Here is a 25381-nt window from a genome sequence, read left to right as displayed (position 1 = left end):
GGGCCACAATAAGGGGAGCGGAACATGGACATGATGACGGGGAGCGGTCTGCTGTTGATGATCGCGGCTCTGGCTTTCGGCTATCTGCTCGGCTCTATACCCTTTGGCCTGGTTCTGACGAAAATGGCCGGCCTCGGCGATATTCGCTCGATCGGCTCCGGCAATATCGGCGCGACCAATGTGCTGCGCACCGGCAACAAGAAGCTCGCCGCACTGACGCTTGCCCTTGATGCCCTCAAGGGTGCTGTTGCCGTGCTGATCGCGGGCGCATTCGGTCCTGTCGCAGCGCTTGTTGCAGGCTTCGGTGCCTTTCTGGGCCATCTCTATCCCGCATGGCTTGGCTTCAAGGGCGGCAAGGGCGTTGCCACCTATCTGGGCATTCTCATCGTGGTCACGTGGAAAGGGGCACTTGTCTTTGCCATTGTTTGGCTCGGGACGGCCTTTGCGACACGTTACTCGTCCCTTGCGGCGCTTCTTGCAGCCATAGCCGTGCCGCTGGGTCTCTTCATGCTGGGCATGAATGCCCCTGCAATCCTGTTCTTTCTGATGAGCCTTCTGGTCTTCATCAAGCACAGGCAGAACATCTCCCGCTTGATGAATGGCACCGAATCCAAGATCGGAGCCAAGGGATGAGTGTCGGCCGCGCGCGCCGCCTGTCCGACAGACAGCGTCTCGCGTGGCTCCGCCTGATCCGGACCGACAATGTCGGCCCCGCAACCTTCCGCGACCTGATCAACCGGTTCGGCTCTGCCGAAGCGGCACTGGAAGCCCTGCCAGAACTTGCCAAGCGCGGCGGCGCGCGCAAGCTGCGCATTCCACCGGAGGCGGAAGTGGTTGCGGAGATCGAGCTGGCGCAAAGACTCGGCGCCAGTTTCATCGCCATAGGCGAGCCTGAATATCCGCCGCTTCTGACCGGCATAGATCATCCACCCCCAATCATCGCGGCACGCGGACGGCTTGAGCTTTTGCGCGAGCCGGCGTTCGGAATTGTTGGCGCTCGCAATGCCTCGCTTGCCGCGACCAAGCTTGCCCGGCGCTTTGCGGCTGAGCTTGGCAGGGAAGGATTGATCCTCGTGTCGGGCCTGGCGCGCGGCATTGATGCCGCCGTTCATCAGGCCAGCCTTGCCACCGGCACGATCGGCGTGCTCGCAGGCGGGCTCGACAAGCCCTATCCGCCGGAAAATGACGCGCTGCATGCCGCCCTTTGCGAAGAAGGCGTCGTCCTCAGCGAAATGCCCTTTGGCTGGTCGCCGCGCTCTCGCGATTTTCCAAGACGCAATCGCATCGTGGCGGGATGTTCCTATGGATTGCTTGTCGTGGAAGCTGCGATCCGCTCCGGCTCGCTCATCAGTGCACGGCTTGCCAACGAAATGGGGCGTCTGGTCTTTGCCATTCCCGGCTCTCCCCTCGATCCACGTGCAGCCGGAACGAATGGCCTGATCAAGCAAGGTGCAAGCCTTGTCACCGAAACCCGGGACATTGTTGAAGCACTGGCACCGCTCATCGGAAAACTGCCGCCCAACTACCAGGGCGCTGAGGAACCGCCCGATCTTTCCAGCGCGCCCGCGCCGGAAGATGATGACCGCATGCGGGTTGTTGATGCCCTGACGGTCGCCCCCGTCGAGGTGGATGAGCTGATCCGCTTCACCGGGCTGATGCCCGCACAGATCGCGCTCATCCTTCTCGAACTGGATCTCGCCGGGCGTATAGAACGCCATCCCGGCGGGAAAGTGTCACTGTTGATGCAAGGGGACTAAAGCGCTTCCGCCCGGGCGCTCCTGCCTGATCGTGTCGCTGCACTCGATGTAAGCCATCTCGATGAAGTAGGCGAGCATCTCGCATCTCTCGGACTTGGCCATGCCCAAAAGCTGACCAAGCATGGCCTGAAGATATTCGAGCGTCTCCGCCTTGTTCCGTGGACCAGCCTGCATTGTGCCCACACTCCCATGCCTGTTGGCGATCGAAACCGCCTCAAGCCCCCTCAACATCAACATTATTACCCCGTTCGCATGCCCTTTTCGTCTTGGGACCCAGCCTAGTGACAGGCATGGTTTATATACTAATAAATGTAATTTTAACGCAATACTCGTTTTAATTGCATAAGCGTTCATTCCGGACGTTTTTGGCCCCCTGCTCTTGACCACGAGGAAAAGCGCAGCCATGTCACGCGGAACAATTTGAGCATCTGCCAACGAGTTTTGGCTGGAAATCAGGCCCCGCGAGGTATTGCCAGCGCATGGAAGTCGTCATTGTCGAGTCGCCCGCCAAGGCGAAAACCATCAATAAATATCTGGGCAAGGACTACAAGGTTCTGGCCTCGTTCGGCCATGTCCGTGATCTTCCTGCCAAGGATGGCTCCGTTCTTCCCGACCAGGATTTCGAAATGTCTTGGAGCGTGGACAGCCAGTCGGCGAAGCGTCTAAGCGACATCACCAAGGCGGTGAAGGATGCCGACGGCCTCATTCTCGCAACTGACCCGGATCGCGAAGGTGAAGCGATTTCCTGGCATGTGCTCGAGGTTCTGCGTCAGAAGCGGGCCTTGAAGGACAAGCCAGTCAAGCGCGTGGTCTTCAACGCCATCACCAAAAAAGCGATCCTCGACGCTATGGCAGAGCCGCGCGAGGTGGATGCTCCGCTGGTGGAAGCCTATCTGGCGCGCCGCGCACTGGATTATCTCGTAGGCTTCACGCTCTCACCCGTCCTCTGGCGCAAATTGCCCGGTGCGCGTTCGGCCGGACGCGTCCAGTCGGTCGCGCTGCGGCTGGTCTGCGACCGCGAATCCGAGATCGAGCGTTTCATCCGCGAGGATTATTGGCAGCTTGCCGCCCAACTCAAGACGCCGCGTGGCGACGAGTTCGAGGCACGTCTGACGGAACTTGACGGCAAGAAGCTGCAGAAGCTTTCCATCAAAAGTCAGGAACAGGCTGACGAGATCGAGGCCCTTCTAAAGAGTGCGTCCTACAAGGTACTCTCGGTCGAGGCGAAGCCGACCAGGCGCAATCCGGCCCCGCCCTTCACAACATCCACGCTGCAACAGGCAGCGTCCTCGCGCCTCAGCTTCTCCGCCTCGCGCACCATGCAGGTCGCACAGCGCCTTTATGAAGGTGTCGATATTGGCGGCGAGACCACCGGTCTCATCACCTATATGCGTACCGATGGCGTTCAGATGGCACCCGAAGCGCTCGATCAGGCGCGCAAGGCCGTCGCCAATACCTTTGGCGAACGCTATCTGCCGGAAAAGCCGCGCTACTATTCGGTCAAGGCCAAGAATGCGCAGGAAGCGCACGAAGCCATCCGTCCGACCGATTTTTCGCGCACGCCCGACCAGGTGCGCAAATATCTGGATGCCGACCAGGCTCGCCTCTACGAGATCATCTGGAAACGCGCGATCGCTTCCCAGATGGAAGCGGCACAGATAGAGCGCACCACGGTGGAGATCATGGCCGATGACGGATCCCGCAAGGCGGGACTGCGTGCCGTTGGCTCGGTCATTCGCTTCGAAGGCTTCCTCGCCGCCTATTCCATCGACAAGGAAGATGGCGACGATGACGAGAACTCCAACCGACTGCCCGAGATCAACCGGGACGAGGATCTGGAGCGTCGGGAGATCAAGGTCTCCAAGCACACGACAGAACCGCCGCCGCGCTATTCGGAAGCTTCGCTCATCAAGAAGATGGAAGAGCTCGGCATCGGCCGCCCGTCCACCTATGCCGCGACGCTGAAGACGCTGGAAGATCGCGACTACGTCACCATAGACAAGCGCCGCCTTGTGCCGCAGGCCAAGGGCCGCATCGTCATCGGTTTTCTGGAAAACTTCTTCCGCCGCTATGTGGAATACGACTTCACGGCGGATCTCGAAGAACAGCTCGACAAGATCTCCGACGGCCAGCTCGACTGGAAGCAGGTTCTGCGCGACTTCTGGAAGGACTTTTCCGGATCGGTCGAAGACATCAAGGAACTGCGCGTCACGGAGGTTCTGAACGTTCTCAATGAAGAGCTCGCGCCTCTGGTTTTCCCCGAGCGGGAAGACGGCAGCAATCCGCGCATCTGCCCGAAATGCGGTACCGGAAATCTCTCGCTGAAGCTTGGACGCTATGGCGCATTTGTTGGCTGCTCCAACTACCCCGAATGTGGCTTCACCCGCCAGCTTGGCATGGAAGGTGAAGGCGGCGATGGCGCAGGCGTAGACGGTGACAAGGTTCTCGGCAACGATCCCGAGACCGGTGAAGAGATCACGCTGCGCACCGGTCGCTTTGGCCCCTATGTTCAGCGCGGCGAAGGCAAAGAAGCCAAGCGTTCAAGCCTGCCGCGCGGCTGGCAGGCTGCGGCCATGGACCTGGAAAAGGCGCTGTCGCTTCTATCGCTGCCGCGTGAGGTTGGCCTGCATCCCGAAACGGGCAAGCCGATCTCTGCAGGCATCGGCCGCTATGGTCCCTTCCTTCTCCATGATGGCGCCTATGCCAATCTGGAATCGGTGGAAGATGTCTTTACCGTCGGCCTCAATCGCGCGGTCACTGTCATTGCCGAAAAGCAAGCGAAGGGCGGTGGACGCGGCCGCGCAAAGGCTGCAGCGCTGAAGGAGCTCGGCGACCATCCGGATGGTGGCGCAATCACTGTCCGCGACGGGCGCTATGGTCCATATGTGAATCATGGCAAGGTCAATGCCACGCTGCCCAAGGGCAAGGACCCGCAAGAGGTCACGCTTGAAGAGGCGCTGGAACTAATTGCGGCCAAAAGCGGTAAGAGTGCGAAGGCGAAAAAGAAGCCTGCGGCAAAGAAGTCCGCAACGAAGAAAACGGCTGCAAAGCCCAAGGCCACCAAGAAGGCCAAGACGGAGTAGAAGGATTGGCGCGCAAGATATCTGGCTCGAAGAGAAAGAATGCAGAGCCGACGGGCGGATCGAGATCCGAAGCTCATCTGCCCTCCCGTGACGAGGTCTTGCGCTACATCACCGAAAACCCCGACCGGTCCGGCAAGCGCGAGATCGCCAAGGCCTTCAACCTGAAGGCCGGCGACCGCGTCTGGCTTAAAGACCTGCTGCGCGAGTTGCAGGACGAAGGACACATCAAGAAGCGCCGCAAGAAAATGATGCGTCCGGGCGCCCTGCCCCATGTGGTCGTTCTCGACATCTTCTCGCGTGACACCGAAGGCACGCTGCTCGCGCGTCCGGCCGAGATGGATGATGATGCGGACATTCCGCCGCCCATCGTGGCCATCCGCAGCCAGAAACGTTCTGCCGCAGGTGTCGGGGATCGGGTTCTGGCGCGCGTTTTCCCCGCCGATGACAGTGATGGCCCGCCCTATTCGGGCAAGGTCATGAAGGTGTTCGAGAAGAAGAAGCGCTCGGTGCTTGGTGTTCTCGCCCGCACGAAGTCGGGCGAATGGCGCCTGGAGCCGGTGGAGCGCAAGCAGCCGGAACTTGAGATCGATGCCGACCAGCTTAAGGGCGCCAAGGAAGGCGATCTAATCGAAGCCGAACCGCTGACGCGCAACAAATATGGTTTGGCCAAGGGGCGCGTCACGGAAGTCGTGGGTTCGCTGAAATCCGAAAAGGCGGTTTCGCTGATTGCGATCCATGCCCACGAGATTCCGCATGTGTTTCCGCAATCGGTGCTGGAAGAAGCGGAGAATGTGGAAGAAGCCAGCCTTTCCGGTCGTGAGGACTGGCGCAAGATACCGCTCATCACCATCGATCCGGCCGACGCCAAGGATCATGATGATGCAGTCTATGCGGAAGCGGACACGGATGAGAACAACAAGGGCGGCGTTATCGTCACCGTGGCGATTGCCGATGTCGCGGCCTATGTGAGAACCGGCTCGGCACTCGACCGTGAAGCCTTGCGCCGGGGCAACTCAGTCTATTTCCCGGACCGCGTGGTGCCTATGCTGCCCGAGCGTATTTCCAATGATCTATGCTCGCTGCGTGAAGGCGAAGCGCGGCCTGCAATGGCAGTGCGCATGCGCTTCAATGCGCAAGGACGCAAGGTGGATCACAGCTTTCATCGCGTCTTGATGCGCTCGGCCGCCAAGCTTTCCTACCAGCAGGCTCAGGCGGCTATTGACGGCGAGCCGGACGAGAAGACCGGTCCGCTCCTCGACACCATTTTGAAGCCGCTCTGGGAGGCCTATGGCATTCTCAAGCGCGGGCGTGCGGCGCGTGAGCCGCTGGAACTCGACCTGCCGGAGCGCAAGATCGTGCTCAAGGAAGACGGCACGGTGGACCGGGTATACGTGCCCCCTCGCCTCGACGCGCACAAGCTGATCGAGGAATTCATGATCCAGGCCAATGTGGCCGCGGCGGAGACGCTGGAAAACGCGCGCAAGCCGGTCGTCTACCGCGTTCATGATGCGCCTTCGCTTGCCAAGCAGGAATCGTTGCGTGAATTTCTCGGTACTATCGAGATCTCACTGGCACGCGGCGCATCGCTCAAACCCGCGCAGTTCAACCAGATACTGGAGCGGGTGCGCGAGACCGAGCAGGAACAGCTCGTCAACGAAGTGGTGCTGCGCTCGCAGAGCCAGGCTGTCTACGCCACCGAGAACCTCGGCCATTTCGGGCTCAATCTGCGCCGCTACGCACATTTCACCTCGCCGATCCGACGCTATGCCGATCTGCTTGTACACCGCTCTCTGATTACGGCCCTTGGCCTTGGGAAGGATGGCTTGCGCAAACAGGATGAGGCGCAGCTTGCCGAATATGCCGCACTCATTTCCACGACCGAGCGCCGCGCCATGGCAGCGGAGCGCGAAACCGTGGACCGGCTGATTGCCGAACATCTTGCGACACGGCGCGGTGAGGAGTTCCAGGCGCGCATTTCGGGCATGGCAGGTGCTGGCATTTTCGTCCAACTGCCGCATTTTGGCGCAGACGGCTTTGTGCCCATATCCACTCTTGGCAACGACTATTATATCTACGACGAAACGCGCCACGCCATGATCGGCGAGCGCAGCGGGCTGGGCTATCAGCTGGGCGACATGGTTGATGTGCGCCTGGTTGAGATTGCTCCGTTACAGGGCGCGATGCGTTTTGAAATGTTGAGCAAACCGGCAAAACTGCCCGGCTCGACAAAGTCGTTTCACAAGGCCCGGCGCGGGCGCGATGCAAGCGCGCGGCGCAGGGGCAGAGCCTCGACACGAGGCAGGAGGTAGTTATGAAGCAGCAGCTATTCGGCGGCGACAAGTCAAAGCGCCCGCAGCGCCCGCTCTACGAAGCCATGCGCCGCGGTTTCTTCGGCAAATGTCCCCATTGCGGTGAGGGCAAGCTGTTCCGCAGCTTCCTCAAGACCGTAGACCACTGCCATGCCTGTGGCGAAGAGATGTCCCACCATCGTGCAGATGATTTGCCGGCCTATCTGGTCATCTTCATTGTCGGTCATGTTGTGGTGGGTGCGTTCATGGGTGTTGAAGCCATGACGAATTGGGGGCTGTGGGCTCATCTGGCGCTGTGGGTGCCTGTTACCATCGTGATGTCGCTCGCATTGATCGGGCCAATTAAGGGTTCTGTGGTGGGCCTGCAATGGGCCTACTACATGCACGGTTTCGGTGGCGAGGATGACGGGCCAGCTGCGCATGGGTGAAGCGAAAGCCTCATCTGCCACAAGCATGGCCGGCCTGTCCCGCGAGCAGGTCGACAAGGCGGAGTCGAAGGATTTCGCCCTGGGTCCCGGCCCCTTGCGCCCCAAGGATGCCGCAACGCTCATTCTCATCGACCGCGCAGGGTCCGAGCCGCGCGTCCTCATGGGACGCAGGCACCAGCGCCACACATTCATGCCCGGGCGTTATGTTTTTCCCGGCGGCAGGACCGATCCCGGCGATGGACGTATCCGCATTTCCGCGGCGCTGCATCCCGCTGAGGAGGCAAAACTGCGTGCGCGCGCAAACCGCCTCACCGCCACAAGAGCCCGCGCCATAGCGATGTCGGCCATCCGGGAAACTTATGAGGAAGCAGGCCTGCTTCTGGGGCGTCGAGGCCGTTTCCTCACCCGCAGTCCCCAATGGCAGGTTTTTGTGGAGGCTGGCATAGAGCCCTGTCTCGACCGGCTGCGTCTGATCGCGCGTGCCGTCACGCCTCCCGGGCGCGTGCGGCGCTATGACACACGCTTTCTTGCCGCCTTCCGGGATGATGTCGCCGTGGAGCTTGCCGATGGCGGGCCGACGGATGAGCTCGAAGAAATTGTCTGGCTGCCGATTCCCGAAGCGATCGAGCACGAGATCCCGATGATCACCCGTACGGTGCTGCTAGACCTTCAAAACCGGCTGGAGAAGGACCCGGACCTCACGCCCGGCAGCAAGGTCCCCTTTTATGCAATGCGGCGGAACGTGTTCAAGAAGGAGCTGCTCTGACAGGAGGAATCACGGCCCTATGGTTCAGTGCCTGAGGGCTTTTCTGAACCCGTGGAGCGTCACTGCTATTGGGAAAAATCCCAACTTCCTGCGATCAGACTGCCTATCAAAGGCTTCTCTTTCACCGGGAGGCTTGACATTTCTGGCCTTCCCTTTATGTCTCGCGCCGAGATTTCACGCGAACCTTTTCATATGGGCGTCGCGTTCCACCCCTAGAGAAAATGGATTTGTGACATGGCCAAGGCCACGACCATCAAGATCAAACTCCTGTCGACGGCCGACACTGGCTTCTTTTACGTTGCGAAGAAGAACAGCCGTACCATGACCGAGAAGATGACAGTGCGTAAGTATGACCCGGTCGTACGCAAGCATGTCGAGTTCAAGGAAACGAAGATCAAGTAATTTCCCTCAGGGAGTTACCTGCTTCTGCAGACGGCGCCGCAAGGCGCCGTTTTTCGTTTGGGCTGTATGCAATACCCACCGTGCAGCACCTGACACGTCGCATTGCCACGCCTACGGTATGTGAGGTGGAGAAAAAAAGGGGGCCGGCCGACAATCTGGCAGCGGTACGAGGAGGCCACTGTTACGCCAGCGCCGACCGGCCAACCCCACGGACCCAGGAGATGCGGCGGACCTGAGCATCATGGGGTATCTTTACTGGTGTAGGGAAACTTGATCCGTAAACACCAGTGATTTCGACAGGACAGTCGCGCAATAATCGCGCAAAATCAACACTTACTTAACCATTGAGAAGGCCCAAGTTTAATTAAGGTAAACCTGTAACCATAGATTCGGCGAATCGGGACCTCAGGCTGCAGGTGCAACCACACGGTTGCGGCCCGAACGTTTCGCCTCGTAGAGCGCTTCGTCGGCGCGCTTCACAAGTTGCTCCAGGCTATCGTCATCCGTGCCGCGCGATGCAGCCACACCGAGGCTGGCGGTCACGCTGATGGCAGGCTTTCCCTCTGCAGGGCGGAACCCCTCGCCTGCTATCTCGCCCCTTACGCGTTCTGCCACGCGCTCGGCCACGGCAAGATCCGTCTCAGGCATGACAACGACGAACTCCTCACCACCGTACCGGCATACCAGGTCGATGGCCCGCAGCGTCTTACGCAATCGCGCAGCGAATTCGCGCAGGACGGCATCGCCACCGTCATGGCCCCAGCTGTCATTGATCGTCTTGAAGCGATCAATATCGGCGAACATGATCGACAGCGGCTTGTTGCGTGCGCGGGCGCGGTCGAAAAGTGTCTGGAGATGGCTGTCGAGATAGCGACGGTTATGCAGACCCGTAAGGGGATCAGTCACAGCCATCTCAACGGTGCGGGCAAAGCTTGAACGCAGGCCGTCATTGTAGCGCTTGCGCCTGATCTGCGTGCGCAGACGGGCGACAAGCTCCTGCTTTTCGATCGGCTTGACCAGATAGTCGTTGATGCCAAGCTCGAGGCCGCGCACCACCGTGTCTTCTTCCTCGCCATCGGCCAGAAGCACGATCGGGATTGAACGCGTGGACTCGAGGGCACGCAGATGTGCGCAAAGACGCAGAGGATCGTGACTGCCAAGGCGCGTTGACACGAGAATGCATTCCACGCCCATCCCGACCGAGCCGAACGCAAATTTCTGCGGATCGGAAACTGTTTTCAGATCAAACTGGCCGCGAAGCATTCGCGCGATACGATCGGCAGAAGCGCCTTCCTCCTCAACAAGAAGGACGCCGGGTGTCGGGCCTTCTTCAAGGCGGTTGGCCTGCAGTATCTGCTCGATCTCAATGTTGCGCGTGGTCTCTGCACGAAGGCGGAGTTCGTCGGTCAATGCCTTCAACCGCGCGAGACTCTTCACCCTGGTCACGAGTTGGAGGTCGTTGACCGGCTTGGTGAGGAAATCATCCGCACCGGCCTCAAGCCCGCGGATGCGTTCTTCCGTTCCGTCCAATGCGGTGACGATGACAACCGGAATATGTGCCGTAGAAGAGTCAGATTTCAGTCTCTCGCAGACCTCGAAACCGTCCATGCCCGGCATCATGATGTCCAGAAGAACCACGTCGACGCGGCTGCTTTCGCAGATATCGAGTGCGTCTTGGCCGCTGCGGGCAGTGACAACGTCGTAATATTCCGCCGTCAGCCGGGCTTCCAGAAGCCGCAGATTCGCCGGCACGTCATCAACAACTAGTATCCTGGCGGTCATCTCGGCTCTTGCTCCGTTTCGTGCCTGAATGCTGTCAGGCGTCTCCCAGATAGGACTTGATGGTCTCGATAAAGCTGGGAACGGAGATCGGCTTGGATATATAGGCCTCGCAACCGCCCTGGCGGATGCGCTCCTCGTCGCCTTTCATGGCGAAGGCCGTGACCGCGATCACTGGAATGTCGTGCAGTTCGTCATCCTCTTTCAGCCACTTGGTGACCTCCAGCCCGGAAACTTCCGGAAGCTGGATATCCATGAGGATGAGGTCAGGGTGATGTTCGCGGGCAAGATCAAGCGCATGAAGCCCGTTGCGCGTGCGCACGGTCTCGTATCCGCTGGCCTCGATAAGGTCACGGAAGAGCTTCATGTTGAGCTCGTTGTCCTCGACTATCATTACCTTTTTCGGCATCGAACCCCCGACCTGTGAACGCTCCCTTGCGGGAAACATTCATGGTGCTCCCGCTGCCTTAATGCCATCAATAGTTTTACGAAACGGTAATTGCTGTGATTTTCCGGCATCTATTGCTGAACCGGCCTGTGTTCTGGTTGCACCCGGCCATCGCGTGTGCACCTTATCCAGCCATACCCAGCACCGCAATCATTGCATAACCACCAGCCGAGAGCCTTCACTATGCAGCAGGATCAGGCCGAAGCACTTGCCATCCAGGCCCTTGCATTCATCGCATCCGATCCGGAGCTTCTTCCGCGTTTCCTGTCGTTGACCGGGATAGAGGCAGATCAGGTCCGGCAAGCGGCGCGCGAACCCGGTTTCCTCGCAGGCGTGCTGCAGTTCATTCTGGCGCACGAACCAACGCTCATGCGCTTCAGCGAAGAGACGCAGACGGACCCTGCCCTTGTTTCGCGTGCACTCAACGCCCTGCCCTTCGGCGACAACAGATACGAACAATCGATCTGAGCCGCGCTTCTTGTCGCAAACAGAGGCTGGGGGTAGATTGCCTGTTCCATTTTCGTTCCGGCGCTTGAACGCATGACCTCGCCCCAGCCCAAGGCCCTCATCTGCCGCGACTGCCTGACCCTGGAACCGGGAAAGGACAGGCGATGCCGTGCCTGCGGCAGCCCACGCATCCTGCGGCACAAGGAACTTGATGCGCTGTCCATCGCGCATATCGACTGTGATGCATTCTACGCATCGGTGGAGAAGCGCGACAATCCCGACCTGCGCAACAAGCCGGTGATCATAGGTGGCGGAAAACGCGGTGTGGTTGCCACGGCGTGCTATATCGCTCGCATCCATGGCGTGCGCTCGGCCATGCCGATGTTCAAGGCGCTGGAAGCCTGTCCGGAAGCAATCGTCATCAAGCCAAATATGGAGAAATACGCCGCTGTCGGCCGCCAGATTCGGCAGATGATGGAAGACCTCACGCCGCTGGTGGAGCCGCTTTCGATCGACGAGGCCTTTCTCGATCTGTCAGGCACGGAAAAACTGCATCATGCGCCACCGGCGGTCGTTCTGGCGCGATTTGCCGCACAGGTGCAAAGCGAAGTCGGCATCACCGTTTCGGTGGGCCTCTCCTATTGCAAGTTCCTCGCCAAGGTCGCCTCGGATCTGGAGAAGCCACGCGGGTTTTCCGTCATCGGCCGAGAGGAAGCGGTGGCGTTCCTCGCGGAAAAGCCGGTCACGACCATCTGGGGTGTGGGAAAGGCTTTCGCAGCCACGCTTGAGAGCGACGGCATCAGAACCATCGGCCAGCTTCAGTCGATGGAAAAGAACGATTTGCTGCGCCGCTATGGCAGCATGGGAAGCAGGCTATATCATCTGGCGCGTGGCGAGGATGACCGCGGCGTCAGCCCGCGCGGCGAAGCGAAAAGCGTATCATCCGAAACCACCTTCAATCACGATATCGCGGCGTTGGACGAACTCGTCCCCGTTCTGCGCGGACTGTCGGAACGGGTTTCAGAGCGCCTGAAGGCGAAGGAGATTGCCGGGCGCACCATCGTCCTGAAGCTCAAGACCGGTGATTTTCGCCTGCGCACCCGCAACCGCCAGCTTTCCGACCCAACCCGGTTGGCTGACCGCATCTTTAATACGGGGCTCGAACTCCTCAAGCGCGAGGCGGACGGGACGCGCTTCCGCCTGATCGGGATCGGGGTGGCCGACCTAACCGACGCCTCGCGCGCCGACCCGCCGGATCTCGTTGACACGCTCTCCCACAAGCGTGCGCTCGCCGAAGGTGCAATGGATGCGCTGAGGGCGAAGTTCGGGCGCGAGGCGCTGGAGACGGGCTATACCTTTGGCAAGCGCCGCAAACCGGCGGAGAAGAGCGAGCCGCAGTAGCAACCCGCGGTTGCCATTCGAGCCCGCCCTGCCTAACCTGCCACCATTGGGGTCCGGAGGGTTGGGCAAATGAGAGTTTTACTTGCAGCGGCGATGGTGCTCGCCGTATCGACAGCGGCATTCGCGGAAGGCTATCAGACACGTCAGTCGCCGCATTTCGGCTACAGCACGCTGAAGCTGGCAGATGATTTCCATCTGACGACCCTCTGCACGGTCTCCGGCGGCACTGTGCAGGAGCGGGCGCAGGATTTTCTGGCCTTTGCTCCTTTCATCGGGCCGGAGCTTGCACGAAAGGCAGAAGCCGTAACGCTCGGCGATGGCGAAGCGGCCTGCGGGCTGAAACACCATCGAAGTGCCTCCATTGTCAGCCGCCATGCGAAGACCAAGGGCTTCGCGCTGAATATCAAGACCTGGGCGAATGGAGCCGAAATTGGCGGCGGCAAGCCATGGGCCGCCTGCAATCGACGCCCCGTCAATTTCTTCGGCCTGTGCTATGAGCGGATCGAGCTTGGCAACAACGCGAACAGTGCGAAGGCGGACGGTGTGAGCGCCTGTATCGAGACGGAGCTTCCAGACGGCCAGGGTGTCGTTTCGCTGGTAGCCTATGCGGGTGCAGTGCCTGACGCCGTCAAGGCCGCTGCCACAGACGAGGCAAGCGCCTTGAGCACGACGCCCTGCAAGAGCCGCAGCTTCTGAAACGCCGCTACTGGACCAGCTCGACCTCGACCACCCCGTCCACTGCCCGCATGGCCGCTGCCATTTGGGGTGAGACGCGGTAGCGTTCGGGCAGGCCCACCTCGATCTCGCCAGCACCATCGGGCTTGATAACGATGAGGCTCACCTGCGTCTCGCCGCGCTGGTTAAGATGGGGTGCTATCGCGGGCAGCGGCTCGTCATTGCGCACATAGATGCGCAGTGCCTTCTGCATGCGGCTGGCCTCTTCCTCCAGCGATTGAACGCCCTGCACGCGCAGCGATACGCCTTCGGGCCGGTTTTCCGCGCCCACCATGATGACGACCGATTTGCCGGGCTGGAGAAGCTCGCGGAAAGCGTGAACGGTTTCGGAGAACATGACCGCCTCGAACTGCCCCGTCGCATCGGAGAGCTGGACGATCCCCATCTTGTTGCCGGTGCGCGTCTTGCGCTCCTGATAGGTGTTCACCGTGCCGGCAAGGCGGCCGGCGGATGCCCCCTTCTTCACAGCAAGCTGAAACTCCGCCCAGTTCTGCACGCGCATCTTTTCCAGCACATCGGCATATTGGTCGAGCGGATGCGCGGAGAGATAGCAGCCCACCATCTGGAATTCGCGGTGCAACTTTTCTGCAGGAAGCCACGGAGCGGTCTGGGGCAGATGCAGTTTTTGCGGCTCCAGCGCGGCGGAACCAAAAATGTCGCCCTGCCCCATTGCCGCATCCTGTGCGGCGCGCTGGGCCATGCCCATCAACCGGTCGACACCAGCAAAGAGTGCCGCGCGGTCATGACCGAAACAGTCGAATGCACCGGCCTGGATAAGACATTCGAAGACACGTTTGCCGACGATCTTCGGGTCCACGCGCGCGCAGAAGTCCTCTAGGCTCTCGAAGGGCTTTTCTTCGCGTTTTTCCACGATGTGCTCGACAGCCGCATCGCCCACGCCCTTGATGGCGGCCAGAGCGTAATAGATCCTGTTCTCGCCCACCTCGAAAGCGCGGTAGGAAGTCTGCACCGACGGCAACACCACCTCGATGCCAAGCCGCATCGCATCGCGGCGGAAGTCGTTCAGCTTGTCGCTATTGGCCATGTCATAGGTCATGGATGCGGCGAGGAACTCGACCGGATAATGCGCCTTCAGATAGGCCGTCTGGTAGGAAACAATCGCATAGGCCGCCGCGTGCGACTTGTTGAAACCGTAGTCTGCAAATTTGGCCAGAAGATCGAAGATGAAATCGGCCTGCTGCTTGGTGACGCCGCGTTCGGTGGCGCCCTTCACGAAGATGCCGCGCTGCTTTTCCATTTCCGCGCGGATCTTCTTGCCCATGGCGCGGCGAAGCAGGTCAGCTTGTCCGAGCGTGTAGCCGGCCAGCTCCTGCGCGATCTGCATCACCTGCTCCTGGTAGACGATAACGCCCTGCGTCTCCTTCACCAGGTGGTCGATCTTGGGATGGATCGAGGCGATTTCCTCTTCGCCATGCTTGCGCGCATTGTAGGTCGGAATGTTCTCCATTGGACCGGGACGATAAAGCGCCACCAGCGCGATGATGTCCTCGATGCGGTCGGGCTTCATGCCGATCAGCGCCTTGCGCATGCCGACCGATTCCACCTGGAACACGCCGACAGTCTCACCGCGCGAAAGCATCTCATAGGTCTTGGGATCGTCGAGCGGGATCTTCGACAGATCGATCTCAATGCCGCGGCGGCGGATGAGCTTCACCGCCGTCTCAAGAACGGTCAGCGTTTTCAGGCCCAGAAAGTCGAACTTGACGAGGCCGGCATCCTCGACCTTCTTCATGTTGAACTGGGTGACCGGCATGTCCGAGCGCGGGTCGCGATACATCGGCACCAGTTCATAGAGCGGGCGGTCACCGATCACGATACCGGCGGCGTGGGTGGAGGCGTGGCGGTAAAGTCCTTCAAGCTTCTGCGCGATATCCAGAAGCTGGCCGACAATCGGCTCCTTCTCCACTTCCTCGGCAAAGCGTGGCTCGTCCTCGATCGCCTTGGGCAGCGGCGTGGGATTGGCCGGGTTTGATGGCACCATCTTGCACAGGCGGTCCACCTGCCCGTAAGGCATCTGCAACACGCGGCCCACGTCACGCAGCACCGCGCGCGCCTGAAGCGTTCCGAAAGTTATGATCTGGCCGACCTGCTCGCGCCCATATTTCTGCTGCACATAACGGATCACCTCCTCGCGGCGGTCCTGGCAGAAGTCGATATCAAAGTCCGGCATCGACACGCGGTCGGGATTGAGGAAGCGTTCGAAGAGCAGCGAGAAGCGTAGCGGGTCCACATCGGTAATGGTCAGCGCGTAGGCGACCAGCGAGCCCGCACCCGAACCACGGCCCGGCCCCACCGGAATGTCATGGGCCTTGGCCCATTTGATGAAGTCCGAAACGATAAGGAAGTAGCCGGGGAACTTCATCCGTTCGATGATGCCGAGCTCGTAGTCCAGCCGCTCGACATATTCCTCGCGCGTATGGCCTTCTGCCAGCCCCTGCGCCTCGATCCTGCGCTCAAGACCCTCATGGGCCTGACGGCGAAGCTCCTCGGCCTCCGCCTTCTCGGCGGCTTCCGGGTCATCGATATTGGCACCTGCAAAGCGCGGCAGGATCGGCGCACGGTTCTTCGGGTAGTAGGAGCAGCGCAGCGCGATCTCGACGGTGTTGTCGATGGCTTCGGGAAGATCAGCGAAGATCTCGCCCATTTCCTTCTGGCTTTTCAGGAAGTTGTCGGGCGTGAGTCGGCGACGATCATCCATCGCGATGACAGCGCCCTCGGCGATGGCGATCAGCGCATCATGCGCCTCGAAATCCTCGCGCTTGGGGAAGAAGGCCTCATTGGTGGCGACCAGCGGCAGTTCATGCCGGTAGGCAAGCTTGATCGTGGCCGCCTCAATGGCGCGGTCATAGTTCTCGAGCCGTTCAAGCTCGACATAGAGCCGGTCGCCGAAAACCTTTTTCAGGAACAGAAGGCGCTCTTCCGCAATATCCGGCTTGTCCTCGCGCAAGGCCACTCCGATAGGGCCGCGCGGTCCACCCGACAGGCAGATAATGCCCGTATTATGCGCCTCAACCCATGCCTTGCTGATATGGGTGGCGGCACCGGGCTCATTGTCCAGATAGGCGCGGCTGACGAGCCTCACGAGGTTGGAATATCCCTCCTCCGTGGCTGCGAGCAGAACCAGAGGCTCATACTGCTCCACCTGCTTGTGGCGGTTGCCTCGGCGGATTTCCGACAGCGCATCATTGAAGGCAAAATCGAGCTGGCAGCCGATGATGGGCTGGATGCCTTCCTTCGTGGCCTTCTGCGCAAATTCCAGCGCACCGAACAGGTTGTTCGTATCCGTGATTGCAATCGCCGGGGCTTCGTCCTTGACCGCGTGGCCGATCACCTTGCCGGTCGGCAGTGCCCCTTCAAGAAGCGAGAAGGCGGAATGCACGCGCAGATGGATGAAAGGCCGCTCGGGCCGCGACGCTTCCCACTCCGCCTGTTTGCGGGCAGCCTCTGCCGCCGCACGGATGGGGTCGCGCGATTGCCTGTCACTGGCCATGCTGTCTTGCCACCACTTCAATTTCCGGATTCGTTCGTGCGGATTATGCGCGAATGCAGGTTTGGGATAAAGGCGCGGCGGTATTTGCCCACCGCTTATGCAACGGGAACTATCACACGGCCGGAAGCGTGAAGGCGATCAATATACGTCGCCCGCTCTCGCAGACATAAACATTAACAATGACTTAACGTCGATGCTGCGCCGATTTAATATATCAGCGATATATTTGCCTGAACTTACCCCAGACGACGCGGAGAGTTTCGAACTGCCGGGCTCAAGCTGCCAGCAGGGCATCGACGGCTGACGGCAATTGAGCCGACTTCTCGACGATAATGTCGGCTCCTGCCTCTTCCAGTTCCTCACGAGCGCCAAAGCCCCACAGAACGCCGATGGAGCGAACGTTGTTGGCTTTTGCCCCGATGATGTCGTGTTTGCGGTCACCGATCATGACGGTCTGCGAGGCCGAAAGGTTTTCCGTCTTCAGAATATGCGCCAGAAGTTCCGGCTTGTGCGCGTTGGTCCCGTCATGCTGCGATCCATGGACGGTGCGGAAGAAGCGGCGCAGGTCGAAATGGTCGATGATATGCTCTGAGTAGCGCTCCAGCTTCGAGGTGGCCACGAAGAAGGGCAGATCCTGCTCTCCGGCAATCGCTTCCAGGGCTTCCGGCACCCCCTCGATCAGTTCATTTTCGAATTTGCCGACTTCGCCATAGCGCTCGCGGTAGATCGCGACAGCATCGTTCACCCTGCCCTCGTCCGGATTGGACAGGAGTACGCGAAAACTGTCCCATAGCGGCGGACCTATGCACCAATCGAGCGTCGCTGGATCAGGGACGGCTTCGCCCATCCGCTCCAGCGCATAAGCTATACAATTGGTGATGCCGGTGAATGGATTGGTCAGCGTCCCATCGAGATCGAAAAGGACCGCACCCTCGCCGCTTTGAGCGCTCATTCAAACTCCATGATCACTGCATCGACAGCGAGACTGTCGCCGGGCTTTGCGTTGATCTTCGTCACCTTGCAGTCACGCTCGGCGCGTAGCACGTTTTCCATCTTCATCGCTTCCACGATGGCCAGCGTCTCGCCCGCTTTCACCTCCTGCTCCTCTCTCACATTGATCGTGACCACAAGCCCCGGCATCGGGCAAAGCAGCATATTCGATGTGTCGGGTGCCTGCTTGACCGGCATGAGGCGGTCGAGCTCTGCAGTGCGCGGTGTGAATACACGCGCTTCGGCTCGGATGCCCTGCCATGACAAGGCATGACCATTGAGAACGGGGCGCAACTGGACTGCCACTTCACGCTCGTTCAGCTTTCCGATCCACACGGCATCACCGGGGCGCCAATTCGAGGTAACGGTGAACTTCTTGCCTGAAACCTCAAGATCAAGCTCGGTTGGAACGGAAATCATGCCGTCGGTAATCGTCACCGGCAGATAATCCTCATCAAGCTTTACCACCCATTCACGGCGAAAGTCGCCGCTATGCGGGCGCAAACGGCCGGGCAGCCGGTCAAGGCGGTCGCGGCGCAGAAGCTCCATTGCCAGAGCAACCGCAGCAAGCACCTGTGCCTGCTCGCCATCGGGTGCGGGGATCGAGAAGCCGTCCGGATACTCCTCCGCGATGAAGCCTGTCGTCAGCCGTCCTTCGCGCCAGCGTTCATGACGCATGAGTGCGGCAAGGAATGGGATATTGTGCTCGATGCCATCGATCACGAAACGGTCGAGCGCTTCGGACATGGCGTCAATTGCAGTCAGGCGATCGGGCGCCCAACTGCACAACTTGGCGATCATGGGATCGTAGAACATCGAGATTTCCGAGCCCTCGGCCACCCCGGTGTCGTTGCGGATGACGATGTCGCCTTCGCGCCCCTCTTCCGGCGGACGGTAGCGGGTCAGGCGGCCTATGGATGGCAGGAAATTTCGCACCGGGTCTTCGGCATAGATGCGGCTTTCGATCGCCCAGCCGTTGAGCTTCACGTCATTCTGCGCGAGCTCCAGCTTCTGGCCCGCGGCAACCTTGATCATCTGCTCGACCAGATCCACACCGGTGACGAGTTCCGTCACCGGATGCTCCACCTGAAGGCGGGTGTTCATTTCGAGGAAGTAGAAATTGCGGTTGCGGTCGACGATGAACTCGACCGTGCCCGCGCTCTGATAATCGACCGCCTTTGCCAGCGCCACGGCCTGCTCGCCCATGGCCTTACGTGTTTCCTCGTCAAGAAAGGGCGAAGGCGCTTCCTCGACGACCTTCTGGTTGCGACGCTGGATCGAACATTCGCGTTCGCCAAGATAGATACAGTTGCCGTGGGCGTCGGCCAGCACCTGGATTTCGATATGGCGCGGCTCTTCCACGAACTTCTCGATGAAGATGCGGTCATCGCCGAATGAGGATGCGGCCTCGGACTTCGAGCGTTCGAAACCTTCGCGCGCTTCCGCCTCGTTCCAGGCAATGCGCATACCCTTGCCGCCGCCACCCGCGGAAGCCTTGATCATGACGGGGAAACCAATTTCAGCGGCGATCTTCACGGCATGATCGGCATCATCGATCAGGCCCATGAAGCCGGGGACGGTCGAAACGCCTGCCTCCGCGGCAAGCTTTTTCGAGGTAATCTTGTCGCCCATGGCCTGTATGGCCTTGGGCTTCGGCCCGATGAAGGTGATGCCCTCCTTTTCCAGCCGCTCGCAGAAGGAAGCGTTTTCGGAAAGGAATCCATAGCCCGGATGCACCGCCTCGGCCCCAGTCTTCCTGCAGGCCTCTATGATCTTGTCGGCGACGAGATAAGACTGGTTCGCAGGCGCCGGACCGATGGCCACAGCCTCGTCAGCCATTTCCACATGCACCGCATCGGCATCGGCTTCCGAGTGAACCGCAACCGTGGCTATGCCCATCTTGCGCGCCGACTTGATGACCCGGCAGGCGATCTCACCGCGATTGGCGACCAGTACCTTCTTGAACATCTAGGATATTCTCCCCCGCAGTTTATGACGCTGCTCCTTGAATGTAGAAATACATTTCCGAATCGTCCGCGTCATACCTTTTTCATGCGTACCGGCTTTGCCGAGCATAGCAAACGAGGCGATCCATGAAGGAGACTGGCCTTTGACCAACCAATCCGCAGCGAGCGGCAAGCCGACAATTTATGTGGATGCCGATGCCTGCCCCGTAAAGGCCGAAGTGGTGAAGGTTGGCGAGCGGCATGACTTGCTGGCGGTGTTCGTCTCCAATGGCGGCCTGCGCCCTTCCCGCGATCCGCTCGTGCGCCATGTGGTCGTGCCCGGCACGCCCGATGCGGCAGATGACTGGATCGTGGATGAGGCCAAGGCGAACGATATCGCCATCACGGCAGATGTTCCGCTCGCTGCCCGCCTGGTGGAAAAGGGCCTGCATGTTCTGGGCCCCACCGGCAGGCCGTTCACGCCGGAGACCATCGGCATGGCGGTTGCCATGCGCGATCTGAAACAGGATCTGCGCGAGAGCGGGGCAATCAAGGGCTACAATCCGGGCTTCACCTCCCGCGACCGCTCGCAATTCCTTCAGGCACTCGACCGCACCGTTCGCCTTGCCAGCAAACTGCAAAACTAAACTGGGTATTGCATAAAGTTTCCGCACCATCGCCTGATAAAGCGGCGTGACAATTGTGCGCTCCTCCGCTAGTTTCCGGCCTGTCCTGGGCCTTGAAGCCCATACCGTTTGCGGGAGAGAGCAGCGACTTGCTGCCGCCGAAGGGGAAATCGCCCGAAATCTCTCAGGCAAATGAACCGTAAACGGGACGGACACTCTGGAAAGTCGGGACATTGCTCCCGCGCCGAAGGTGTAAGCGGGTTCTTCTGGAACTTCCGCGAGTCTCTCAGGCTTCCGACAGAGGGGCACGAACAGCCGCCGTCGCGGCTGCGTGCAGCTTTGAGGGAACCATGAGTGACCAGAAATCCCTGATTCATTTGCCGCTGGAAGCGGTTCACGAGGAAGCCGGCGCGCGTTTCGGCGCTTTTGCCGGCTGGCGCATGCCGCTCACCTATCCCGCCGGCGTGATGAAGGAACATCAGCACACGCGTGACGAAGCGGGCCTGTTCGACATTTCCCATATGCGCATATTCGAGGTGAAGGGCGCAGGTGCCGTCGATTTCCTCAACCGCGCCTGCCCGCTTGACGCCGCTGCGCTCGAGACAGGCCAGTCGAAATATACGCTGCTTCTCAACGACCAGGCAGGCATTATCGACGATCTGATCGTCACCCGCCTTGGCACGGATCGCTTCTATATCGTTGCCAATGCGGGCAATGCGCAGAAGGACGAGGCGCAGTTCAAGTCCATTGCCAAGGACTTCGATGTCACATTCGAGAAGGTCGAGCGCGTCCTGCTTGCGCTGCAGGGTCCGGCTGCCGAGGATGTACTGGTCAATGCGGGGCTTGACCTCTCCGACCTCACCTTTATGACCGCCGTCGAGCCGCGTGAGAACTGGTTTGCCGCACGCTCCGGTTATACCGGTGAAGACGGTTTCGAGATCGCGCTACCGGCGGATGAGGCCCAGCGTTTCGTCTCCTCCATTCTGGCTGACGAGCGTGCCATGTGGATCGGCCTTGCCGCGCGCGACAGCCTGCGCCTTGAGGCCGGTCTGTGCCTGCACGGGCAGGATCTCGACGAGAACACCGATCCGGTCAGCGCGGCTCTTCTCTGGGCGATCCCGAAAAGCGTGCGCGAAGATGGAAACTTCGTCGGCGCGGAAGCATTCCGCCGCATCCGCGCAGAGGGCGCGAAGGAAAAGCGCGTTGGCCTGAAGCCGGAAAGCCGCCAGCCCGTCCGCTCGGGCGCGCCGCTGATGGATGAAGACGGCAATTCCATCGGACGCGTGACGTCCGGTGGCTTCGGACCATCTGTAGGCCATCCGGTGTCGATGGGTTATGTCGCAAAGCCGCTTGCCGAAATCGGCAACAAGGTTTTCGCCGAGGTTCGCGGCAATCGTATTCCCATGGAGATCGTCTCTCCCATTTTCTCACCACATCGCTATCGCAAAGGATAAGGACTGATGAGCAAGACCTATTTCACTGAAGATCACGAATGGCTCAAGGTCGAAGGTGAGACCGCGACGATCGGCATTACCGACTATGCCCAGGAGCAGCTTGGCGATCTGGTTTTTGTCGAGCTTCCCGAGACGGGCAAGGCGCTTTCCAAGGGTGACACCTGCGTCGTTGTCGAGTCCGTGAAGGCTGCTTCGGATGTCTATGCACCGGCTGATGGCGAAGTGACCGAAGTCAACAATGCCGTCGAGAGCGATCCCGCGCTCGTCAATTCGGCTCCCACCGGTGAAGGCTGGCTGTGGAAGATGAAATTGTCCGATACCTCGCAGCTTGAGGGTCTGATGGACGAAGAGGCCTACAAGGCCCATATCGCTTAAGGAACATGGCTGAGATGACCGCGAATTTTGCCGCCCGCCATATCGGCCCGCGCGCTGATGAAACCAAGGCCATGCTCGCAGCGCTGGGCGTGCCTTCCCTTGAAACGCTGATCACGCAGGCCGTGCCGAAAAAGATCCGGCTCGACCGCGCGCTCGACCTCCCGCCCGCAGTGGGTGAAGCCGAAGCGCTTGCCGAGCTTGGCGCGATCATGAGCGAGAACCGCGTTCTCAAGAGCTTCATTGGTGCGGGCTATCACGGCGTAAAGGTTCCGCCGGTCATCCAGCGCAACATGTTTGAAAACCCCGCCTGGTACACGGCCTATACGCCTTACCAGTCGGAGATCAGCCAGGGCCGTCTGGAGATGCTTTTCCATTTCCAGACGCTGGTGACGGAACTGACCGGCCTGCCGGTCGCTTCCGCCTCGCTTCTCGATGAAGGCACGGCCGTCGCCGAAGCTGTCGGCATCGCCTGGCGTCATCACCGCTCCAGCCGCAACCGCGTGGTTCTGGCAGGCCAGCTTCACCCGCAGACGCGGGACGTGGTGGAAACCCGTGCTGAGCCACTGGGCATGGAGATCATCGAAGGCGAAGCCGACGACAATACCTGCGCGCTGATCGTGCCATGGGCGGATACGCTGGGTGTCTATCACGATCATTCCGGGGCAATCGCCAAGGCGCGTGAGGCTGGAACCATTGTCATCTTTGTGGCCGATCCTCTGGGGCTTCTCCTGTCGAAGACACCGGCTGAACTGGGTGCGGACATTGCCGTTGGCTCCATGCAGCGCTTCGGCGTGCCGATGGGCTTTGGCGGGCCCCATGCCGCCTATTGTGCCGTTGCCGACAAGCTGACGCGCCTGATGCCAGGCCGCCTCGTCGGCCAGTCGAAGGATGCGCATGGCCGCCCGGGTTACCGTCTGGCACTTCAAACACGCGAGCAGCATATCCGCCGCGACAAGGCGACCTCCAATATCTGCACCGCCCAGGCGCTTCTGGCAAACATGGCAGCCGCCTATGCTATCTGGCATGGCCCTGAAGGCCTTAAGTCCATCGCTGCGCGCGTCAACGCCTTCGCCTCGCGTCTTCTTGAAGGTGCGAAGCAGGCGGGCATCGAGATTGCCGGTGACGTGGTTTTCGACACGGTCACGCTAACCATCAAGGGCAAGGCGAAGGAGCTGGCGGAAAAGGCCGAAGCCGATGGCCGTCTGATCCGTGTGATCGACGCCGACCGCGTTGCGATCTGCTTCGACGAGGCTTCCACGGAAGAAGACCTCACCGCCCTCGCCTCGCTTTTTGGCATCAAGGCACCTGCCGAGGCAAAAGCTGCGGCACCAGCCGCACCGCGTAGCGACAGCTTCCTCACCCAGCCAGACTTCCACGCGCACCGCTCCGAAACGGAGATGATGCGCTATCTGCGCAAGCTGGCGGACAAGGATCTGGCTCTCGACCGTGCCATGATCCCGCTCGGCTCATGCACAATGAAGCTGAATGCTGCCGCCGAAATGGCGCCGGTGAGCTGGAACGAGGTGGCCAATCTCCACCCCTTCGCTCCGGAAAAGCACAGCGTTGGCTATCGCCGCATGATCGATGATCTCGACAAGTGGCTTTCGGAGATCACCGGTTTCGATGCCTGTTCGCTCCAGCCCAATGCCGGAAGCCAGGGTGAATATGCCGGCCTTCTGGCCATTCGCCACTATCATCAGGCGCAGGGTCAGGGCGAGCGCGATGTCTGCCTGATCCCGACCTCCGCCCACGGCACCAATCCGGCTTCGGCCTCCATGGTTGGCATGCGGGTGGTTGCGGTGCGCTGCGACGATGACGGCAATATCGATTTCGACGACCTGAAGGCGAAGGCAGAGCAGCACGCCGAGCGTCTGGCAGCCCTGATGATCACCTATCCTTCCACGCATGGCGTGTTCGAGGAAGGTGTGCGTGACATGTGTGCAGTGGTTCACGAGAACGGCGGACAGGTCTATCTCGACGGCGCCAATCTCAATGCCATGGTCGGCCTCTCGCGCCCGGGCGATCTGGGTGCGGATGTCTGCCACATGAACCTGCACAAGACCTTCTGCATCCCGCATGGCGGTGGTGGTCCGGGTGTGGGTCCGATCGGCGTGAAGGCGCATCTGAAGCCCTATGTGCCGGGTCATGTGGCGCTTGGCACGAGTGACGCGGTTTCGGCAGCGCCCTTCGGCAGCGCCTCGATCCTGCCCATTACCTGGATGTATATCCGCATGATGGGCGGCGACGGGCTCAAGCGCGCGACCGAAATGGCAATCCTCAACGCCAACTATATCGCACACCGCCTCAAGGAGCATTATCCGGTGCTCTACAAGGGCCGCAACGACCGCGTGGCGCATGAATGCATTCTCGACACGCGTGTCTGGAAGGATCGTGCAGGCGTTAGTGTGGAAGATATCGCAAAACGTCTGATCGATTACGGATTCCACGCGCCAACGATGTCCTGGCCGGTTGCCGGAACGCTGATGGTGGAGCCGACGGAATCCGAGCCAAAGGCCGAGCTTGACCGCTTCTGTGACGCAATGATCTCCATCGCGAAAGAAGCCGCACGCATCGAAAGCGGTGACCTGCCGAAGGACGACAACCCGCTGGTCAATGCCCCACACACGGCAGACATTCTGGTTGCCGACGAGTGGACGCATCCCTATAGCCGCAAGGAAGCCGCCTTCCCGAGCGGCTCCATGGAGCCTGCGTCCAAATATTGGCCGCCGGTTTCGCGCGTCGACAATGTAGCGGGCGACCGCAATCTCGTCTGCGCCTGCCCGCCGGTCGAGGCAATGGCGAGCTGACGCCGCAAATATCGGTGCCGCAGAAGCACACTGCGGCACCGAAAGCCCTGTTTTCCACGGCTGCAGCAGTGCGCCGCATTGAATGACAGGCTCTTATTCCCTATTCATCCAGGTCAT

The 25381-nt window shown here is 60.3% G+C and carries 20 protein-coding genes and 1 riboswitch; of the genes, 14 read left to right on the top strand and 6 right to left on the bottom strand.

What is annotated here, in order from left to right; all coding sequences use genetic code 11:
• The first annotated feature begins 33 nt into the window (after positions 1–33).
• Both plsY and dprA read left to right on the top strand, forming a co-directional pair.
• The gene (gene plsY, locus WA367_RS08325; RefSeq protein ID WP_336057074.1) at positions 34–633 is read left to right on the top strand and encodes a glycerol-3-phosphate 1-O-acyltransferase PlsY; all 600 of its coding nucleotides are present in this window, start codon (positions 34–36) and stop codon (positions 631–633) included.
• Positions 630–1757, top strand: coding sequence for a DNA-processing protein DprA (gene dprA, locus WA367_RS08320; RefSeq protein ID WP_336056322.1), 1128 nt, complete (start codon positions 630–632; stop codon positions 1755–1757). The genes plsY and dprA overlap by 4 nt, the downstream gene beginning before the upstream one ends.
• Here the strand turns inward: dprA and WA367_RS08315 are convergent.
• Entirely contained in the window at positions 1734–1931 is a 198-nt protein-coding gene (locus tag WA367_RS08315; protein ID WP_336056321.1) for a hypothetical protein, read from the bottom strand. The two genes, dprA and WA367_RS08315, sit on opposite strands and share 24 nt — an antisense overlap.
• Positions 1932–2236: 305 nt before the next feature.
• On the opposite strand from WA367_RS08315, the gene topA reads away from it, so the two are divergent.
• The 5 genes from topA (at position 2237) to rpmG (ending at position 8745) form a co-directional block, all read left to right on the top strand.
• A complete protein-coding gene (gene topA / locus WA367_RS08310) occupies positions 2237–4840 on the top strand; it encodes a type I DNA topoisomerase (protein ID WP_336056320.1) in 2604 nt (867 codons plus the stop codon).
• A gap of 5 nt (positions 4841–4845) precedes the next feature.
• Complete coding sequence (rnr, locus tag WA367_RS08305) at positions 4846–7149, top strand: ribonuclease R (RefSeq protein WP_336056319.1); 2304 nt, start codon at positions 4846–4848, stop codon at positions 7147–7149.
• A gap of 2 nt (positions 7150–7151) precedes the next feature.
• Positions 7152–7577 (top strand): DUF983 domain-containing protein, encoded by a 426-nt coding sequence (locus WA367_RS08300; protein WP_336056318.1) that lies wholly within the window; start codon positions 7152–7154, stop codon positions 7575–7577.
• Between the two features lie 25 nt (positions 7578–7602).
• Positions 7603–8343 (top strand): NUDIX hydrolase, encoded by a 741-nt coding sequence (locus tag WA367_RS08295; RefSeq protein WP_336057073.1) that lies wholly within the window; start codon positions 7603–7605, stop codon positions 8341–8343.
• A gap of 234 nt (positions 8344–8577) precedes the next feature.
• Entirely contained in the window at positions 8578–8745 is a 168-nt protein-coding gene (gene rpmG / locus WA367_RS08290) for a 50S ribosomal protein L33 (protein ID WP_336056317.1), read from the top strand.
• 405 nt (positions 8746–9150) lie between these two features.
• Here rpmG and WA367_RS08285 read toward each other — a convergent pair whose 3' ends face one another.
• Complete coding sequence (locus WA367_RS08285; RefSeq protein ID WP_336056316.1) at positions 9151–10527, bottom strand: PleD family two-component system response regulator; 1377 nt, start codon at positions 10525–10527, stop codon at positions 9151–9153.
• A 34-nt stretch (positions 10528–10561) separates the two neighbouring features.
• On the bottom strand, positions 10562–10933 hold the full coding sequence (locus WA367_RS08280) for a response regulator (RefSeq protein WP_336056315.1): 372 nt from the start codon (positions 10931–10933) through the stop codon (positions 10562–10564).
• Between the two features lie 222 nt (positions 10934–11155).
• On the opposite strand from WA367_RS08280, the gene WA367_RS08275 reads away from it, so the two are divergent.
• The 3 genes from WA367_RS08275 (at position 11156) to WA367_RS08265 (ending at position 13516) form a co-directional block, all read left to right on the top strand.
• Entirely contained in the window at positions 11156–11440 is a 285-nt protein-coding gene (locus WA367_RS08275; RefSeq protein WP_336056314.1) for a DUF3572 domain-containing protein, read from the top strand.
• Between the two features lie 72 nt (positions 11441–11512).
• Positions 11513–12820 (top strand): DNA polymerase IV, encoded by a 1308-nt coding sequence (locus WA367_RS08270; protein ID WP_336056313.1) that lies wholly within the window; start codon positions 11513–11515, stop codon positions 12818–12820.
• 69 nt (positions 12821–12889) lie between these two features.
• Entirely contained in the window at positions 12890–13516 is a 627-nt protein-coding gene (locus tag WA367_RS08265) for a hypothetical protein (protein ID WP_336056312.1), read from the top strand.
• Positions 13517–13523: 7 nt separating this feature from the next.
• Here WA367_RS08265 and dnaE read toward each other — a convergent pair whose 3' ends face one another.
• The 3 genes from dnaE to WA367_RS08250 all read right to left on the bottom strand — a co-directional run bounded on the left by dnaE (position 13524) and on the right by WA367_RS08250 (position 20024).
• Positions 13524–17066 carry a DNA polymerase III subunit alpha gene (gene dnaE / locus WA367_RS08260; RefSeq protein ID WP_336056311.1) on the bottom strand — a complete coding sequence of 1181 codons (3543 nt, stop codon included), beginning with the start codon at positions 17064–17066 and terminating at the stop codon, positions 13524–13526.
• Positions 17067–17340: 274 nt separating this feature from the next.
• Positions 17341–18018: an HAD-IA family hydrolase gene (locus tag WA367_RS08255; protein WP_336056310.1), complete on the bottom strand. Its 678-nt coding sequence runs from the start codon at positions 18016–18018 to the stop codon at positions 17341–17343.
• On the bottom strand, positions 18015–20024 hold the full coding sequence (locus WA367_RS08250; RefSeq protein ID WP_336056309.1) for an acetyl/propionyl/methylcrotonyl-CoA carboxylase subunit alpha: 2010 nt from the start codon (positions 20022–20024) through the stop codon (positions 18015–18017). Before WA367_RS08250 ends, WA367_RS08255 begins: the two co-directional genes overlap by 4 nt.
• Before the next feature lie 142 nt (positions 20025–20166).
• On the opposite strand from WA367_RS08250, the gene WA367_RS08245 reads away from it, so the two are divergent.
• The 4 genes from WA367_RS08245 (at position 20167) to gcvP (ending at position 25264) form a co-directional block, all read left to right on the top strand.
• Positions 20167–20649: a YaiI/YqxD family protein gene (locus WA367_RS08245; RefSeq protein ID WP_336056308.1), complete on the top strand. Its 483-nt coding sequence runs from the start codon at positions 20167–20169 to the stop codon at positions 20647–20649.
• 101 nt (positions 20650–20750) lie between these two features.
• Positions 20751–20838: riboswitch (glycine riboswitch) on the top strand.
• A gap of 140 nt (positions 20839–20978) precedes the next feature.
• Positions 20979–22082: a glycine cleavage system aminomethyltransferase GcvT gene (gene gcvT, locus WA367_RS08240; RefSeq protein ID WP_336056307.1), complete on the top strand. Its 1104-nt coding sequence runs from the start codon at positions 20979–20981 to the stop codon at positions 22080–22082.
• Between the two features lie 6 nt (positions 22083–22088).
• Positions 22089–22457 carry a glycine cleavage system protein GcvH gene (gene gcvH / locus WA367_RS08235; protein WP_036480880.1) on the top strand — a complete coding sequence of 123 codons (369 nt, stop codon included), beginning with the start codon at positions 22089–22091 and terminating at the stop codon, positions 22455–22457.
• 14 nt (positions 22458–22471) lie between these two features.
• Positions 22472–25264, top strand: coding sequence for an aminomethyl-transferring glycine dehydrogenase (gene gcvP / locus WA367_RS08230; protein WP_336057072.1), 2793 nt, complete (start codon positions 22472–22474; stop codon positions 25262–25264).
• The last annotated feature ends 117 nt before the right edge of the window (positions 25265–25381 follow it).

The sequence above is a fragment of the Nitratireductor sp. CH_MIT9313-5 genome (genome assembly GCF_037029545.1).
GTDB lineage: Bacteria > Pseudomonadota > Alphaproteobacteria > Rhizobiales > Rhizobiaceae > Chelativorans.
The sequence above is the reverse complement of the archived record's forward strand: the minus strand, read 5'-3'. Positions and strand labels throughout refer to the sequence as shown.